This window comes from Mesorhizobium bavaricum (assembly GCF_056781655.1).
In genome coordinates, this window is the sequence record NZ_CM165566.1 from 4,705,790 (window position 1) to 4,720,948 (window position 15,159).

Below are 15,159 nucleotides of genomic sequence, written 5' to 3' on the forward strand. Positions count from 1 at the left end.
GACCCGCAGGCGTGTGCCCGTGAGCGGATTCTATCCCTGTCCTGTGAAGAGGGACTGACGTTTGCCCTGCGGCCGTTTTTCAAAGACGACAATGCTGTCATAGACACAGATCGAGTCTGTTGCGTTGGTGAAGGCGTTCGGCGGCAAGGCGCCGCGCGTGTGATGCGCGTTGATCTCGTCGAGCTTTCCCTTGGCGAATTCCATGAACGATCCCGGCTTGCGCAGCCCGCCGCCATAGTCATCCCAATAGCTCGTATGCGTGTCCTCGACGAAGTAGACCCCGTTCGGCTGCACGTGATGATAGAGATGCTCGAATGTCGCGATGACGTGATCCATCATGTGGCTGCCATCATCGATGACGATGTCGATGGGGCCATATTTCCCGACGATCCGATCGAGAAGTTGAGGGTCGTCCTGACTCCCGATGAAGACCTCAACCCCTTCGGACTCGTGCGCCTTGCATGCAGGATCGATGTCTATTCCGACGATTCGCGCGCCCTCACCAAAATAGGCACGCCACATCTCGAGCGATCCTCCCTTGTAGACGCCGATTTCAACGACGACCGGCCTTCGGTTTCGGAACCGTTCGAAGTGGCGTTCGTAGACGTCGAAATAGTGCAGCCACTTGTACATCTCCTTGCCGCTGTTGTTCAAAAAGTACTGATGCAGGAACCCGCCCATCATAGCCTCTTCATCAGCTTCGCAATTTGCCGCCGCCAGTTGCCCTTATTGTGACTGCCACCGCCTTTGCCGGCGAGGTTGGCTCTGAGCCGCGCAAACACGGGCTCCCATTCGTTTGCAACCAGGCAAAGCGCTTCGCCAAGATTTGCCTCGATCTCGGCAAACTTCATGTTGGCAAAGCGTTGGCTCGCGTCGACAATCCATGAACGATCGTATCTGCCCTTGCCGAAGCCGGATATGACGGTGAGCCCGGTCCAGGGCGTGGCAATGGTGAACACGTCGAGGTCCGGCCGCAGCGTCTTGAGTGCCGGAACCAATTTCCAGACATCACCGGTGTGGAATTGCGTTGTCGGCGGAACCTTTTGCGTCGCATCGTCCAGGGCGGCGGTGTCGTGCACGAGCAGAACCGAGCCGGCGTCGCAATAGCGTTCAAGGTTCGCGAAATCGCGCAGCACCTGGTCGAAGGTGTGCAAACCGTCGATGAATCCGACGCCGACCGGGCGGCCGGCAAGCAAGGCGTCCGCTCCACCGCGATCAAAGAAGGCGTCACTCGTCTCCGGAAAAATGTGCGTCTCCGCGCCGAGCGCCACCGTCGCGCGTGGATTGGGATCGATGCCTATTGCAAGGGTTGGAGCCTTGATCTTGGAAAGCGATACGCCGTCAAAGACGCCTATCTCCACCACCACGGCGGGCTTCAGCTCTGCATAAAGGCGCTCCAGCCAGTCGTAGTAGAAGGGCCCCGACATCCGCATGCTGGCCAAGCCGGTATGGGCACCCACGCTATCGGCGGCAAGCGCCAGTGCGTTGCGGTATTGACTATCAGCCGCTTCGTTCTCGCCGATGGCACGGTGCGCATCACCCATGGCCGTGAAATAGGCGGCATCCCGATGCTGATTGTACCGCGAAAGAACGCCGGCGGCCAAAAGCACGCGCGACGTTGCCAGCTCGGCGGGTGCATGGCTGCTTGCCATGCGGGCGACGTCTGCCGCCGCCTTGTAATTCCCGCGCTCCAACTCGACCTTGGCCAACTCGACAAGCGCCGCGGCTGCCTGGTTGGTCGGCGCGGGTTCTTCCGACGGCTTCAATTGCGCCCTGAAGCCCGCGGCCGTGGCTGGCCCGGCGCCGTGTGGAGACACAATCAGGGCGCGGGCAAGGTGCGGCGCAAGCGCTGGAGGCAGCGATCCCACGAAAGCCGAGGGGGCGTGAAAGCTAAAGTCCTCGCGACCCCTCAACGCGTCCCTTTCGGCCTTCCAGAGGAGCCAGTGTTTGGGCTGCTCGACGGTTGCGTTGGTGGCGACACCTCCATGCAACTGGTGAAATGTAGCCTCGCCAAGCGTGAGGATGAGCTTTGCCCGCGGCATCTCCATCGCACGTTCGAGCGTGTCGATGTTGACGAAGCCGCCTCCCGGATAGGTGAAGCGCTCATCCATGCCGCCGATCGCCTGCCAGCTCTCCCGGCTCATGAACAGGGCATTGGCTTCGGATATCGGGGTGAACCACGGATCGACCGACGACTCGTCCGTCGTCCCGATCTCGAACAGCCGATACCCATCTTCCGGCCATCGGATCGATTGCAAAAGCGAATCCTCGATGGCCTTCGTATAGCCATTGCTACGGGCATTCACCTGGGTGTCGCTGCCAAGATACCAGCCAGGCGCGGCCACGACTGCCGTCGGAGCCATGCCCAGGCCGATGCGAGCGAAATGCACCAACCCGGGCGTCACGATCCTTGCGCCGTCGATCATCACGCCGATGTTGTCCCCCCTCGCCTCCTTGATCCCGCGGTTGACGGCAGCAGCGGGCGAGGGTGACGCGTCGTCGATGCGCAACAGGCGAAAGTTCGGCCCATAGTCCGCAACCAAGCCCTCGCCAACGGCCGGTGATGATCCGTTGTCGATGACGATGACCTCGTAATCGTCCGCCGTCACGCCTTGCTGATAAGGCGATGCGAGCGAAAGCAAGGTTCGCGGCAGTTCTCGGGGAATGTTGTAGGCGACAACGACGACGGACAGGTAGTTCGTTTTCATCGCGCTTCCGTGGCTCAGTTGTCAGCCATTGGCTTCTGCCACCAACCGCCTGTCCAGTCTATCTCGTGGAGCTCGGCTTTGATGCCGTTGCGCGCGCGGTAGTCCTCGACCGCTTGCCGGCATGGAGGAAGCGCAAGGTCGTCGATGATCGCGAATCCGCCGGGCGACAGCCGAGGATAGAGCGCATCGAGGCTGTCCGTCGTCGACTCATACATGTCGCCGTCCAGTCGAATCAGGGCGAATGGACCGGCTTTCAGGCCAGGCAAGGTGTCTCCAAACAGGCCTTTGACGAAGACCACCTGGTCGTCCAAGAGGTCATAGGCGGCAAAGTTGGATTCGACCTGTGCCTGATCGATCGCCAACTGCCGGAACTCGTGCAGCGTGTCACCCCGATCAGCCGGAAAATTCTCGGGGTCCGGCGGTGGCAAACCGTCGAATGAGTCCGCAACGTAGACCTTCCTGTCCTTGATCCCGTTGGCGGCAAGCACACCTCTCATGAGAATACAGCAGCCGCCGCGCCAGACGCCGGTTTCAATGAAATCCCCGGGCACGTTCTCATCGATGGCGCGCTGGACGAGATCGCGCACATTCGTCAGACGCCTGATGCCCGCCATCGAATGAGCAACCGTCGGCCAATCGCGACCCACGAGGCGATCCTCGCGCTTGAAAGGGGTCGACTTTCCCATTTTCGAGGGATCCATCACCTGCGAACCAGAGCCGTAGATTGTATTGGCGATGATCTTGATCAGAAGATCTGTATAGAGGCGGTTCATCGTCGACCTTTCAAGGCATCACCGGTTCCGTATCGAAATACGCTGTTGCGGATATCCAGCCGAAGTGCAACAGGATTTGCACGATCCAGCCCAGCCGCGCGATGCAGGCGAGCTGCAACTAATTGTCCAACGGAGTCCCCTGAATGCTAACCGCCAATCAAGCGATGGGCATGATCGAGACGCTCGACACTGCTGTTTTCCAAGTCAATAGCGGAAGCACGCTCAGTGACCAAACAAGTTTCCTGCGCGTGCAGAACTTCGCCCGATCGATGCTCGGCCGCTACGTCTACCTCGAGGTTGGCTCGGATATCGGCGGCAGCCTGTTACCGCACCTGATCGATCCGACCTGTGAGGCGGCGATATCGGTCGATCTGCGTCCAGCGACCCAGCCCGACGAACGTGCCGAGGTTTTTCACTACCCCGACAACACCGCGGCCCGGATGATCGCCCTGCTGTCGGACAGGCTTCCGCCCGCCGCATTGGCCAAACTGACCACCATTGATAGCGACGTCTCCGCTGTACCTCCGGAGTCGATCGGGCCCAAGGCAACGCTCGCGCTTATCGACGCAGAGCACACGAACACGGCCTGTTTTTCGGACTTTGTCGGCGTCCTGTCGCTTATGAAACCGGACTGCATCGTTTCCTTCCACGACGCCAACCTGATCGCGGACGCGATTGTCAATGCGGAGCGCTTTCTCGATCGTCTCGGCATCACGCACGAGACGGTGTTCCTTCCAGACACCGTGGCCGTGATAGGCCTCGGCAGGCTGGCATCCGCGGTCCGGGATCAGCTCCAGCCTCACGCGTTGGACCGGGAGACTTCCCTGGACCGATGGCAACGGCAGCTATGGTCTCACATAGCCAGCGTGCACTCGCGCCAAAATGATGCCGAGCTGGAGCATCTGCGCTCGGACAATTCGCGCTTGGTCGAGGAGATTGAACGTACGCGAGAGGCGTGCCGGGACGCGCAGGCTCGCCTGGACGCCATGTTGTCGAGCACGACGTGGCGTGCATCTACCCCGTTCAGGGCGGTGGTCGATCGTATCAAACGTGGCTTTGCACGCTGATTGGCGGGAGACCGCTTCAGCCTTTTGAAAGGGAGATGTGGTTCTTCTCATGAGCTGGAAGCGCAAGTGGCGCACTGCGAAGACAAGGCGATACAGGCGGGCGAATGGATATCTTTGGCATCAAGTCGCTGTTGATCTGCGCGCTGATCTTCATTCCGTTCGAACATCTGTTTGCCGAGCGGCCGCAGAAGATCTTCCGCAAGGGCTTGGCTGTCGATCTGATTTATGTGCTGTTCAACGGCTTCATCATAAAGGCAGCCATCATCATGATGGCGGCCAGTGCCCTCGGCGCCGCTGCAATCCTTGTCCCGCAATCGATAACCCAGGCCGTCAGTGGTCAGCCCATATGGCTGCAGGTTGCCGAAATCATCCTGATCACAGACATCGGCGTCTATTGGACGCACAGGGCCTTCCACGAAATCCCTGCGCTCTGGAAGTTCCATGCAGTTCATCACGGCATTGACGAACTGGACTGGCTCGGGGCTTTCCATTCCCACCCGATCGACGCCATCCTCACGAAGGCAATATCGCTGACACCGATCTTTTTCCTTGGCTTCTCCGAAGCCTCGATCGCCGTCTTTTCGGGCATCTACTTCTGGCACACGCTGCTTGTTCATTCGAATGTGCGGATTTCGTTTGGACCCTTGAAATGGCTGGTCGCCAGCCCGCAATTCCATCGCTGGCACCATGCCAACCAGCGCGAAGCCTATGACAAGAACTTCGCCGGTCAGTTGCCTCTGCTGGACGTGGTGTTCGGCACCTACAATGCCACCGGCAACAAGGTGCCGGAGAAGTACGGCGTCGATGATCCGATCCCCTCGACCTACTTTGGTCAGACCGGCTATCCGCTGCTGCGCCGCAGGAAGCTGTCGAACCGAACAGCGCCGAGCACGGAAGCCTGACAGCTGGAAGGCTTTTTGCGCCGAATCGGCTAAGCCTTGAGGCATGAACGAGACCTCACTCTATGCGCCGGTGAAGCGGTTCCTCGAAACCCTCGACTTTGTCGTCAAGGGCGAGATCGGCGGCTGCGACATCGTCGCGCTGCGCGACGGAGAGCCGCCCATTGTCGTCATCTGCGAGTTGAAGCTGCAGTTCAATCTTGAGCTGGTGCTGCAAGGTGTCGATCGCGCCACGGTCTGCGACGAGGTGTGGCTGGCCGCGCGCCTGTCGGCCCGGGGCAAGGGACGCGAAGGCGATGCGCGGTTTCGCAATCTCTGCCGCCGGCTTGGCTTCGGCCTGCTTGGCGTTACCGCTAATGACCGGGTCGAGGTGCTTCTCAGCCCGATCGCCGTGGCGCCGCGCAAGAATACCCGCCGTCGCTCTCGCCTGGTCGACGAGCACCAGCGCCGTCGCGGCGATCCTGTCGCGGGAGGAGGATCGCGCAATCCGATCATGACCGCCTATCGCCAGAGCGCCCTCGCCTGCGCCGCCGCCATGGTGGATGGACCCAAGCGCTCGCGCGATCTGAAGGCGCTGACGCCGATCGCGCCGAAAATTCTGCGGCACAATGTCTATGGCTGGTTCGCGCGCGTCGACCGCGGCCTCTATGATCTCACGGATGCCGGCCGCGCCTCGCTGGTCCGTTGGCCGCAGGCATCGCACGATGAATCTCGACACGTAATGTTGAACGCTCCGGCCATCTAATTGAGGATGCATGCCGGGTCCGAGGTGATCCCCTTGGTTGATTTCTCCGACAAAATATGCTGCTTCTCCCGCCCATGAAGAAGCTCTGCATGACCGCCCTGGCGTCCGTGACACTGAGTTTTCCAGCCAACGCAATGGACAGTGCATTGCGTGCCGGGTTGTTGAAACTCGATCCCCAAACCCGGCTCGAACAGCGTTGCGACGCCGAAGTGCTCGACCGGATCACCCACGACGATCGCAAGTTCAAGGCGGATCGCGTCGTCGCCTACGCCTTCGCAACGCCTGAAATGGGCGCTGATGCAATCAGGAGCCCGGGTGCCGCATTTCGCAGCAAGGGGCAATGGTACCGGCTGAAATTCAAGTGCCAGACGGCGCCGGATCATATGGAAGTCTTGCAGCTCCGCTATCGGATCGGCGACGAGATTCCGGAAGCCGATTGGGCAAAGTACAATCTCTACGACTGATTTTTGATCGGCAGTGGTGGTTTTGCCCGGCTGCAGGCGAGCGCCGCCGATCCTCAATCCGGCTTCGGCGCAAAGATGGTTTGGTCACGTCGTAACGAGTGATCCCTTGACGCCAAGGGACCACCAAGTTAGGGCCGTCTGGATAATCGACGAACACTCGGCAAATCAGCAAGGGCTTCCGGTCGATGGACATTTTCAGCGCTGCCAGCCTGACCGCCCTGCTCCAGGTCATCGCCATCGACCTCGTGCTCGCGGGAGACAATGCGATCGTCATCGGGCTGGCTGCCGCCGGCCTGCCGACCGAACAGCGCAAGAAGGCGATCCTCATCGGTGTGCTGGCGGCAACTGTGCTACGCATCGGCTTTGCCGCGGTTACCGTCAAGCTCCTGGCGATCGTCGGCCTGCTGCTGGCCGGCGGTATCTTGCTGCTGTGGGTCTGCTGGAAGATGTACCGCGAGCTGCGCACGTCCCATGCCGACGAGCTGGAAGCGACCGAAGCGCTGTCGAACTCCGATCTCGACAGCGACAAGATGGTGGCCGGCAAGACGAAGCGTAAGACGCTCGGCCAGGCAGCGTTGCAGATCGTCGTCGCTGACGTGTCGATGTCGCTCGACAACGTGCTGGCCGTCGCGGGTGCTGCGCGCGATCATTTCCCGGTGCTGGTCATCGGCCTGGTGTTGTCGATCGCACTGATGGGGCTCGCGGCGACTTTCATTGCCAAGCTGCTGCATCGCCACCGCTGGATCGCCTATATCGGTCTGCTGATCATCCTCTATGTGGCGGTGGACATGGTCTATCGTGGCGCAGTGGAAGTCTGGCCGCATGTAAACGGCGCGGTCGGCTGAGGCCCCCCTCCTGCCGCTTCCTCGATCCGGAAAAGTATGTTCCGCAGCGCAATCGCCGTGCGTTTTGCCGCATCGAAGGCGTGCCCATACCAATGCCGCAATAAGTGTGGTACTGCGCCGGCAATCCTGAAAAGCCCGGAAACGCTATATGTCCGCTCCTCGCGTGAGTTTTGTCAGTCTTGGATGCCCGAAGGCCCTTGTGGATTCGGAACGCATCATCACGCGCCTGCGCGCCGAGGGCTACGAGATCGCACGCAAGCATGACGGCGCCGACCTGGTCGTGGTCAACACCTGCGGCTTTCTCGATTCCGCCCGTGACGAGTCGCTCAACGCCATCGGTTCCGCGCTTTCGGAAAACGGCAGGGTCATCGTCACCGGCTGCCTTGGTGCCGAGCCGGACGTCATTCGCGAGAGGCACCCCAATGTGCTGGCGATCACCGGGCCGCAGGCCTATGAGAGCGTGATGGCTGCCGTTCACGAAGCGGCGCCACCGTCGCACGATCCCTATATCGACCTGCTGCCGCCACAAGGCGTCAAGCTGACCCCGCGCCACTACGCCTATCTCAAGATTTCCGAAGGCTGCAACAACCGGTGCACCTTCTGCATCATTCCAGCACTTCGTGGCGACCTCGTCTCGCGCCCCGCGGCCGATGTGCTGCGCGAGGCCGAGAAACTGGCCAAGGCCGGCGTCAAGGAGATCCTCGTCATCTCGCAGGACACCAGCGCCTACGGCATCGACATCAAGTACCAGACCAGCATGTTCGGCGATCGCGAAGTGCGGGCGAAATTCCTCGATCTTTCCGAGGAACTGGGCAAGCTCGGCATCTGGGTGCGCATGCACTATGTCTACCCCTACCCGCATGTCGCGGACGTGATCCCGCTGATGGCCGAGGGCAAGATCCTTCCCTATCTCGACATTCCGTTCCAGCACGCCTCGCCACAGGTGCTGAAGAACATGCGCCGGCCCGCCCATGGCGAAAAGACGCTCGAACGCATTCGCGGCTGGCGCGAGGTCTGCCCGGATCTGGCCATTCGCTCGACGTTCATCGTCGGCTTCCCCGGCGAGACGGACGAGGATTTCGAAATGCTGCTCGACTGGCTGGACGAGGCCAGGATCGATCGCGCGGGCTGCTTCAAATACGAGCCGGTGCGTGGCGCCCGCTCCAACGACCTCGGTCTCGAACAGGTTCCGCAGGAGATCAAGGAAGCGCGCTGGCATCGCTTCATGCAGCGCCAGCAGAAGATCTCGGCGACGCAACTGGCCAAGAAGGTCGGCAAGCGCCTGCCGGTGCTGATCGATGAAGCGCATGGCATATCGGCAAAAGGCCGCACCAAATACGATGCGCCCGAAATCGACGGCTCGGTGCACATCCAGTCGCGCCGTCCGCTGCGTGCCGGCGACATCGTCACCGTCAAGATCGACCGCGCCGATGCCTATGACCTCTACGGCTCGGCGGTCTGACGCTCCGCGCATTTACTACATTCAGCAATAGTTCGGTGTTTTAACCCACTCCGCCACGATCCGCAGTATGGCTTCCCGACCGGGAATGCGGAAAATTCGGATGGACGTCAGCCCCGCCAGGCAGGACTACATCGCCACGCTGGACCTGCTCAGGCTGGCTGCGGCGCTGGCTGTCGTGCTCTTTCACTATTTCTTTCGTGGTGCGGCCGCCGAAGGCTTTCTCTCGGAGGGATATCCGCTTGCCGCACCGATCGCCATCCATGGCTATCTCGGCGTCAATCTGTTCTTTCTGATCAGCGGCTTCGTGATTGCCTGGTCTGCGGAAAACCGGAGCTGGGACCAGTTCGCGATGGCGCGTTTCGTTCGCCTCTATCCGGGCTTCCTGTTCTGCATGACGATCACTTTCGCGATCGTCATCCTTTCCGGCACACCGCTGCTTCCGGCCTCTTTTGTCCAATATGCCGCCAATCTGTCGATGTTCGCGCCGGCCTTCGGCCAGCCTTTCATGGATGGCGTCTACTGGTCGATCGTTCTTGAACTGGTTTTCTACGGTTGGGTGACGCTGGCCCTGTTCACCGGGCTCTTCCAGAGACGCAAGCTGGAGCTGATCTTCATCTGGCTGGCGATCTCGGCTTTCAACGAATTCTTCCTCGGCAGCGGCGCGGCAAGGTTGCTGTTCATCACCGAGTTCGGGCCGTACTTCGCCGCCGGCGTGCTGGTCCACCACCTCCATGCGCATGGCCGTTCCCTGCCCGCCTTGCTGCTGCTTGCAGCCGCGTTTCTGATCTCATGTGGCACGCTATCCGTGACGCAGCACTGGATGCTGGACCACTACGGCCTTGCTGTTTCGTCGGCCAATCTCGTCGTCGCCAATGTCGTCATGCATGGCGCGCTCATCGGCGCGGTGCTGTTGCGCCATCGTGTCCGGTCATCGGCCCTCACCCTGGCTCTCGGCGGGCTGACCTATCCGCTCTATCTGCTGCACCAGAACATCGGCTATCTCGCCATCAATGCCGCAGCTCCTCTGGTCGGCAAATGGCTTGCTGCCTTTGGCTGCATCGCACTCATGCTCATTGTTTCGTGGGCGATCTGGCGCTGCTGCGAACAACCGGCGCAGCGGCTGCTGAGGATTTGGCTCGGCCGCGCGGTCGATGTCGGCAGCTCGGCGAGATTTCGCCGCACCCAAGCCGGGACGCAAGCCGCCGAATGAAAAAGGGCGCCACACGGCGCCCTTTCCTTTTTGGTATCCTGTGCCGTTTACTGCGGCAGCTTGTCGTCGACACCCTTCACATAGAAATTCATGCCGAGCAGCGTGCCGTCATCGGCGACCTCGCCATCCTTCAGCCACGGCGTACCGTCCTGCTTGGCGATCGGTCCGGTGAAGGGATTCCAGCCGCCGGCGATCTTCTTTGCGGTGGCTTCGGCCATCGCCTTTACGTCGTCGGGCATGTTGGTGTAGGGCGCGAGCTTGACCGCGCCGTCCTTGATGCCAAGCCAGACATTGTCCGGCTTCCAGGTGCCGTCGAGGGCAGCCTGGACCCGGCTGATGTAGTACGGCCCCCATTCGTCGGTAAGCGAGGTCAGCTGCGCGTTCGGCGCGAACTTGATCATGTCGGAGGACTGGCCGAAGCCGTGCAGCTTGCGCTCTTCCGCCACCTGCAGGGCGGCGGTCGAATCGGTGTGCTGGACGATGATGTCGGCGCCCTGGTCGAACAACGCCTTGGCGGCGTCGGCTTCCTTGCCCGGATCGAACCACGAGTTCACCCAGACGATCTTGGCCTTGAAGTTCGGGTTGATCGACTGCGCGCCGAGCATGAAGGAATTGATGCCCATCACCACTTCGGGGATCGGGAAGGAAACGATGTAGCCGGCGACGCCGGCCTTCGATTCCTTGGCGGCGATCTGGCCGAGCACATAGCGGCCTTCATAGAAACGCGCATTGTAGATGCCGAGATTGTCACCGGTCTTGTAGCCGGTTGCGTGCTCGAACATCACCTTGGGGAATTTCTTGGCCACCTTCACTTCCGGGTCCATGAAGCCGAAGGAGGTGCCGAAGATGATCTTGCAGCCTTCGCGCGCCAGGCGCTCGAAAGCGCGGTCGGCATCGGGGCCCTCGGAGACGTTTTCGAGATAGGCGGTTTCGACCTTATCGCCGAGCGCCTTCTCCACCTCGAGACGGCCCTGGTCGTGTTGGTAGGAATAGCCGAAATCGCCGATCGGGCCGGTGTAGACCCAACAGGCTTTCAATTTGTCGGCTGCCTCTGCGGACGCCGCCAGCGACAAGGCCGCTGTCGTGGTCATCAGGGCAATAAGCAGTTTTTTCATTGTGTTACCTCTCTGTGTTAAGCCTTGGAGCTTCCCGTTTGTTTTTATTGTCAACGATCCGGAACGAATGGCTGCCCCAAGGAAGCCGGCGTGTTCATCATCGTCAGACGCTTGTTGCGCGAGATTAGAACGAGAACCACGACGGTTGCCAGATAGGGTAGCGAAGAAAGAAACTGTGAAGGCACCGGAATGCCAAAAGCCTGTGCATGAAGCTGGCCGATCCACACCGCGCCGAAGATGTAGGCGCCGGCCAGCACCCGCCATGGCCGCCACGACGCGAACACCACCAGCGCCAGCGCGATCCAGCCGCGGCCAGCGCTCATGTTCTCGACCCATTGCGGCGTGTAGACCAGCGACAGATGGCCGCCGGCGAGACCGGCACAGGCGCCGCCGAAGATCACCGCGAGATAGCGGTAGCGGATCACCTGGATGCCCAGTGCATGGGCTGACGAATGGCTGTCGCCGATCGAGCGCAGCGTCAGTCCGGTCCGGGTCTTGAACAGGAACCACATCACGGCGGCGGTCAGGGCGATCGAGATGTAGAAGATAGGGTCCTGCCCGAACAGCAATCTGCCAATGACAGGGATCGAAGTCAGGCCGGGGATGTCGAGGTTGGGCAGCCTTTCGCCGGGCTGGCCGACAAAGCTCGTCCCCATCATGCCGGAGAGGCCGAGGCCGAGCAGGGTCAGCGACAGGCCGGTCGCCACCTGGTTGGTGGCCAGCGACAGCGTCATCACGGCAAACAGCAGCGAGAACACCGCGCCCATGGCGATTGCCGCCAACAACCCGATCCAGGGTGATCCTGTGAGATAGCTGGCGCCGAAGCCTCCGACGGCGCCCATGATCATCATGCCCTCGACGCCGAGATTGAGCACGCCGGAGCGCTCGACCACCAGTTCGCCGATCGCCGCGATCAACAGCGGCGTTGCCGCGGTGGCTATGGTCAGAAGGATGTTTATGGTGATGTCCATCAACGGGCTTCCTTCAACTTTGGCGCGGCTTCGAGTTTCGCGGCACCTTCCGGTTTGGTCAGTGCCAGGCCAATCAGGCGGATGCGGTAGTGAATGAGCGTGTCGCAGCCGAGCACGAAGAACAGCAGCATGCCCTGGAACACCCGCGCCACCTTGTCGGAGATGCCGAGCGCGCTTTGCACCGCCTCACCGCCGAGATAGGTCAGCGCCAGCACCAGGCCGGCGGCAACGATGCCGAGCGGGTTGAGGCGGCCAAGGAACGCCACGATGATGGCGGTGAAGCCGTAGCCGGGCGAAATGACGGGCTGCAGCTGGCCGATGGCGCCGGAGACTTCCGAGATGCCGGCAAGGCCTGCCAAGGCACCCGACAGCAGGAAGGCGAAGAACACCATGCGGTTGAGGCCGAAGCCGGCGAAACGCCCTGCCCGCGGGCTTGAGCCCAGCACGCGAACTTCAAAACCCTTCAGCATCCGGCTCATCAGGATCCAGACCAGCACGGCGGCGACCAGCGCGAACACAAAACCCCAGTTTGCCCGCCCGGCATCCGGCAGCAGCTCCGGCAGCACGGCCGAGTCGTTGAACTGAATCGTTTGCGGGAAACCATGACCCTGCGGATCGCGCCACGGTCCGCGCACCAGCCAGTCGAGGAAAAGCTGGGCGACATAGACCAGCATCAGGCTGGTCAGGATCTCGTTGGTGCCGAAGCGCGTCTTGAGCAGAGCCGGGATCGCCGCATAGGCGGCACCGCCAACCATGCCGAGCAACAGCATCAGCGGCAACACAAGCGGACCTTCGAACTGCGGAAACAGCACCGGAATGATCGAACCGGCGATGCCGCCCAGGATGAACTGGCCTTCGGCGCCAATGTTCCAGATGTTGGCCTTGTAGCAGACCGACAGGCCGACAGCGATCAGGATGAGCGGCGCCGCCTTGATCGCCAATTCATGCAGCTGCCAGACCTGGCTCACCGGCTCGATGAAGTAGATCCGGAACGCGGTCAACGGATTGACGCCGAGCAGCGCGAACATGATGGCGCCCGCGATGATCGTCAGCGCGAAGGCGATGAATGGCGACAGGGCCGAGAACAGCGCGGAGCGCTGCGGGCGTTTGACGAGTTCGAGGCGCATCATGCCGTCTCCAGCGTGTGTTCGGCGTGGCCGGGTTCAGCGCCGCCCATCAGCAAGCCGACCTTCTCGAAGGTCGCCTCGGCGATCGGCAGCGGCCTGGACAGCTCGCCATTGTGCATGACCGCGATCGCATCCGATATCTCGAACAGCTCGTCGAGATCCTGGCTGATCACCAGCACCGCCGATCCGCTGCGCGACAATTCGATCAGGGCCTGCCGGATGTGGGCGGCAGCGCCCGCGTCGACGCCCCAGGTCGGCTGGTTGACCACCATGACGCTTGGCCGGCGGTCGAGTTCACGGCCGACGATGAATTTCTGCAGATTGCCGCCGGAAAGTGCCGCGGCCTCCGGATCGGGCGCGCTCTTGCGCACGTCCATCGCCTCAATGATGCGTTGGGCGGCGGCGTAGATGGCGCCGCTCTTGACCATTCCGCCGGAGCCGACAAACGCCTTGCCGTCAGTGGCATGGCGCGACAGCAGCAGGTTTTCGGAAAGCTTCATGCGCGGCGCGGCACCGTGGCCAAGGCGTTCTTCCGGCACGAAGGCGGCGCCCAGCAAGCGGCGTCCGGTGATGGTGAGGCCGCCCGCATCCTTGCCGCGAATGCGCACGGAAGCGGCATCCTGCTGCAACACCTCGCCGGAGACGGATTCGAAGAACTCTCCCTGGCCGTTGCCGGCGACACCCGCGATGCCAATCACCTCGCCGGCGCGGACGTTCAGGCTGATGTTCTTGAGCGGTATAGAGAACGGCGTTGCCGGTTTGCGGCTGAGGTTGCGGATTTCGAGAAGCGGCTGCGCCTTGTCGATCCCCTCGACCGGCGCACGTACCACGGCCTGGACCTCGTTGCCGACCATCATGCGGGCCAGCGAAGAGGCTGTTTCCTCGCGCGGATTGCAGTGGCCGACCACCTTGCCATGTCGCAACACGGTGGCGCGGTCGCAGATGCGTTTGACCTCTTCAAGCCGGTGCGAAATGTAGAGGATGGATTTGCCTTCCGAGCGCAGACGCTCCAGCGTCTCGAACAGCTTGTCGGCCTCCTGGGGCGTCAGCACCGAGGTCGGCTCGTCCAAAATGATGAGCTGCGGTGTCTGCAGCAGGCAGCGGATGATCTCGATGCGCTGGCGCTCGCCGACCGACAGGTCGCCGACCATCGATTCAGGATCGAGGGGCAGGCCGTAGCTGTAGGAAAGCGCTCTCGCCTTCGCCGCGATGCTGCTGATCGGCGAACCGTCATCCAGCGACAGCGCGATGTTCTCGGCCGCGGTCAGCGCCTCGAACAGCGAGAAGTGCTGGAACACCATGCCGATGCCGAGCTTTTTGGCGAAGCCCGGGCTGGAAATCCTGACCGCCTGGCCGTTCCAGAAGATCTCGCCGGAATTGGGCTCCAGAGAGCCGAACAGCATCTTGACCAGCGTCGACTTGCCGGCGCCGTTTTCGCCAAGCAGAGCGTGGATTTCACCCCTGGCGATGTCGAGATCGATATGATCGCACGCGGTCAGCGTACCGAATATCTTGGTGAGGCCACGGACCTCGAGCAGGTTCGTACCGTCCTGATTTGCACTCACAGTGCCTCCCATCTGGTTAGCCAGATATGTTCTGTGTTCCCGCAAGCATGGTAGGCGCGGCCTGCTCCCATCGGAAAGCGGCACGCGTCTTGAAAGAGCTTCAAGAATTTCAGCGGAAATTCAAGGGATAGCAAGGCAGAAGGGACGAAGCTGTGTTGAGATGCAGGTCAGGCCGAGCCGAAAATGCTGGTTTCCGAGCACCGGAGCG

14 protein-coding genes are annotated in these 15,159 nt (G+C 61.5%); 7 read left to right on the forward strand and 7 right to left on the reverse strand.

What is annotated here, in order from left to right; genetic code table 11:
• Nucleotides 1-30 precede the first annotated feature (30 nt).
• From AC1RZR_RS23105 to AC1RZR_RS23115, 3 genes are read right to left on the reverse strand one after another with little or no spacing between them, the layout of a single operon-like run.
• Nucleotides 31-681, reverse strand: a complete 651-nt coding sequence (locus tag AC1RZR_RS23105) for a class I SAM-dependent methyltransferase (RefSeq protein WP_477276724.1) — start codon at nucleotides 679-681, stop codon at nucleotides 31-33.
• Complete coding sequence (locus AC1RZR_RS23110; protein ID WP_481826092.1) at nucleotides 681-2,708, reverse strand: glycosyltransferase; 2,028 nt, start codon at nucleotides 2,706-2,708, stop codon at nucleotides 681-683. The genes AC1RZR_RS23105 and AC1RZR_RS23110 overlap by 1 nt, the downstream gene beginning before the upstream one ends.
• A gap of 14 nt (nucleotides 2,709-2,722) precedes the next feature.
• Entirely contained in the window at nucleotides 2,723-3,481 is a 759-nt protein-coding gene (locus AC1RZR_RS23115) for a TylF/MycF/NovP-related O-methyltransferase (RefSeq protein ID WP_481826093.1), read from the reverse strand.
• A 143-nt stretch (nucleotides 3,482-3,624) separates the two neighbouring features.
• Here AC1RZR_RS23115 and AC1RZR_RS23120 point away from each other — a divergent pair, with 143 nt between their 5' ends.
• The 7 genes from AC1RZR_RS23120 (at nucleotide 3,625) to AC1RZR_RS23150 (ending at nucleotide 10,173) form a co-directional block, all read left to right on the forward strand.
• A complete protein-coding gene (locus tag AC1RZR_RS23120) occupies nucleotides 3,625-4,548 on the forward strand; it encodes a class I SAM-dependent methyltransferase (protein ID WP_481826094.1) in 924 nt (307 codons plus the stop codon).
• Between the two features lie 104 nt (nucleotides 4,549-4,652).
• Nucleotides 4,653-5,450, forward strand: coding sequence for a sterol desaturase family protein (locus AC1RZR_RS23125; protein WP_481826095.1), 798 nt, complete (start codon nucleotides 4,653-4,655; stop codon nucleotides 5,448-5,450).
• Between the two features lie 43 nt (nucleotides 5,451-5,493).
• Nucleotides 5,494-6,192 carry a DUF2161 domain-containing phosphodiesterase gene (locus AC1RZR_RS23130; protein ID WP_481826096.1) on the forward strand — a complete coding sequence of 233 codons (699 nt, stop codon included), beginning with the start codon at nucleotides 5,494-5,496 and terminating at the stop codon, nucleotides 6,190-6,192.
• A gap of 56 nt (nucleotides 6,193-6,248) precedes the next feature.
• Entirely contained in the window at nucleotides 6,249-6,656 is a 408-nt protein-coding gene (locus AC1RZR_RS23135) for a DUF930 domain-containing protein (RefSeq protein ID WP_379098008.1), read from the forward strand.
• Nucleotides 6,657-6,841: 185 nt separating this feature from the next.
• A complete protein-coding gene (locus AC1RZR_RS23140; protein WP_379098011.1) occupies nucleotides 6,842-7,501 on the forward strand; it encodes a TerC family protein in 660 nt (219 codons plus the stop codon).
• Nucleotides 7,502-7,649: 148 nt separating this feature from the next.
• Nucleotides 7,650-8,963 carry a 30S ribosomal protein S12 methylthiotransferase RimO gene (rimO, locus tag AC1RZR_RS23145; RefSeq protein ID WP_481826097.1) on the forward strand — a complete coding sequence of 438 codons (1,314 nt, stop codon included), beginning with the start codon at nucleotides 7,650-7,652 and terminating at the stop codon, nucleotides 8,961-8,963.
• 100 nt (nucleotides 8,964-9,063) lie between these two features.
• The gene (locus AC1RZR_RS23150) at nucleotides 9,064-10,173 is read left to right on the forward strand and encodes an acyltransferase family protein (RefSeq protein ID WP_481826098.1); all 1,110 of its coding nucleotides are present in this window, start codon (nucleotides 9,064-9,066) and stop codon (nucleotides 10,171-10,173) included.
• Between the two features lie 47 nt (nucleotides 10,174-10,220).
• Here the strand turns inward: AC1RZR_RS23150 and AC1RZR_RS23155 are convergent, their stop codons facing one another.
• From AC1RZR_RS23155 to AC1RZR_RS23170, 4 genes are read right to left on the reverse strand one after another with little or no spacing between them, the layout of a single operon-like run.
• On the reverse strand, nucleotides 10,221-11,288 hold the full coding sequence (locus tag AC1RZR_RS23155) for a BMP family ABC transporter substrate-binding protein (RefSeq protein ID WP_477276739.1): 1,068 nt from the start codon (nucleotides 11,286-11,288) through the stop codon (nucleotides 10,221-10,223).
• A 50-nt stretch (nucleotides 11,289-11,338) separates the two neighbouring features.
• On the reverse strand, nucleotides 11,339-12,259 hold the full coding sequence (locus AC1RZR_RS23160) for an ABC transporter permease (RefSeq protein WP_477276741.1): 921 nt from the start codon (nucleotides 12,257-12,259) through the stop codon (nucleotides 11,339-11,341).
• The gene (locus tag AC1RZR_RS23165) at nucleotides 12,259-13,389 is read right to left on the reverse strand and encodes an ABC transporter permease (protein ID WP_477276743.1); all 1,131 of its coding nucleotides are present in this window, start codon (nucleotides 13,387-13,389) and stop codon (nucleotides 12,259-12,261) included. The genes AC1RZR_RS23160 and AC1RZR_RS23165 overlap by 1 nt, the downstream gene beginning before the upstream one ends.
• Entirely contained in the window at nucleotides 13,386-14,963 is a 1,578-nt protein-coding gene (locus AC1RZR_RS23170; RefSeq protein ID WP_477276745.1) for an ABC transporter ATP-binding protein, read from the reverse strand. Before AC1RZR_RS23170 ends, AC1RZR_RS23165 begins: the two co-directional genes overlap by 4 nt.
• Nucleotides 14,964-15,159: the final 196 nt, after the last annotated feature.

Excerpts from the sequence above, each read along its gene's own strand:
- AC1RZR_RS23125 (WP_481826095.1), top strand. The coding sequence starts at position 4,653 with ATGGATATCTTTGGCATCAAGTCGCTGTTGATCTGCGCGCTGATCTTC.
- AC1RZR_RS23105 (WP_477276724.1), bottom strand. The coding sequence starts at position 681 with ATGGGCGGGTTCCTGCATCAGTACTTTTTGAACAACAGCGGCAAGGAG.
- AC1RZR_RS23170 (WP_477276745.1), bottom strand. The coding sequence starts at position 14,963 with ATGGGAGGCACTGTGAGTGCAAATCAGGACGGTACGAACCTGCTCGAG.
- AC1RZR_RS23140 (WP_379098011.1), top strand. The coding sequence starts at position 6,842 with ATGGACATTTTCAGCGCTGCCAGCCTGACCGCCCTGCTCCAGGTCATC.
- AC1RZR_RS23110 (WP_481826092.1), bottom strand. The coding sequence starts at position 2,708 with ATGAAAACGAACTACCTGTCCGTCGTCGTTGTCGCCTACAACATTCCC.
- rimO (WP_481826097.1), top strand. The coding sequence starts at position 7,650 with ATGTCCGCTCCTCGCGTGAGTTTTGTCAGTCTTGGATGCCCGAAGGCC.
- AC1RZR_RS23130 (WP_481826096.1), top strand. The coding sequence starts at position 5,494 with ATGAACGAGACCTCACTCTATGCGCCGGTGAAGCGGTTCCTCGAAACC.
- AC1RZR_RS23165 (WP_477276743.1), bottom strand. The coding sequence starts at position 13,389 with ATGATGCGCCTCGAACTCGTCAAACGCCCGCAGCGCTCCGCGCTGTTC.
- AC1RZR_RS23115 (WP_481826093.1), bottom strand. The coding sequence starts at position 3,481 with ATGAACCGCCTCTATACAGATCTTCTGATCAAGATCATCGCCAATACA.
- AC1RZR_RS23160 (WP_477276741.1), bottom strand. The coding sequence starts at position 12,259 with ATGGACATCACCATAAACATCCTTCTGACCATAGCCACCGCGGCAACG.
- AC1RZR_RS23150 (WP_481826098.1), top strand. The coding sequence starts at position 9,064 with ATGGACGTCAGCCCCGCCAGGCAGGACTACATCGCCACGCTGGACCTG.
- AC1RZR_RS23120 (WP_481826094.1), top strand. The coding sequence starts at position 3,625 with ATGCTAACCGCCAATCAAGCGATGGGCATGATCGAGACGCTCGACACT.
- AC1RZR_RS23155 (WP_477276739.1), bottom strand. The coding sequence starts at position 11,288 with ATGAAAAAACTGCTTATTGCCCTGATGACCACGACAGCGGCCTTGTCG.
- AC1RZR_RS23135 (WP_379098008.1), top strand. The coding sequence starts at position 6,249 with ATGCTGCTTCTCCCGCCCATGAAGAAGCTCTGCATGACCGCCCTGGCG.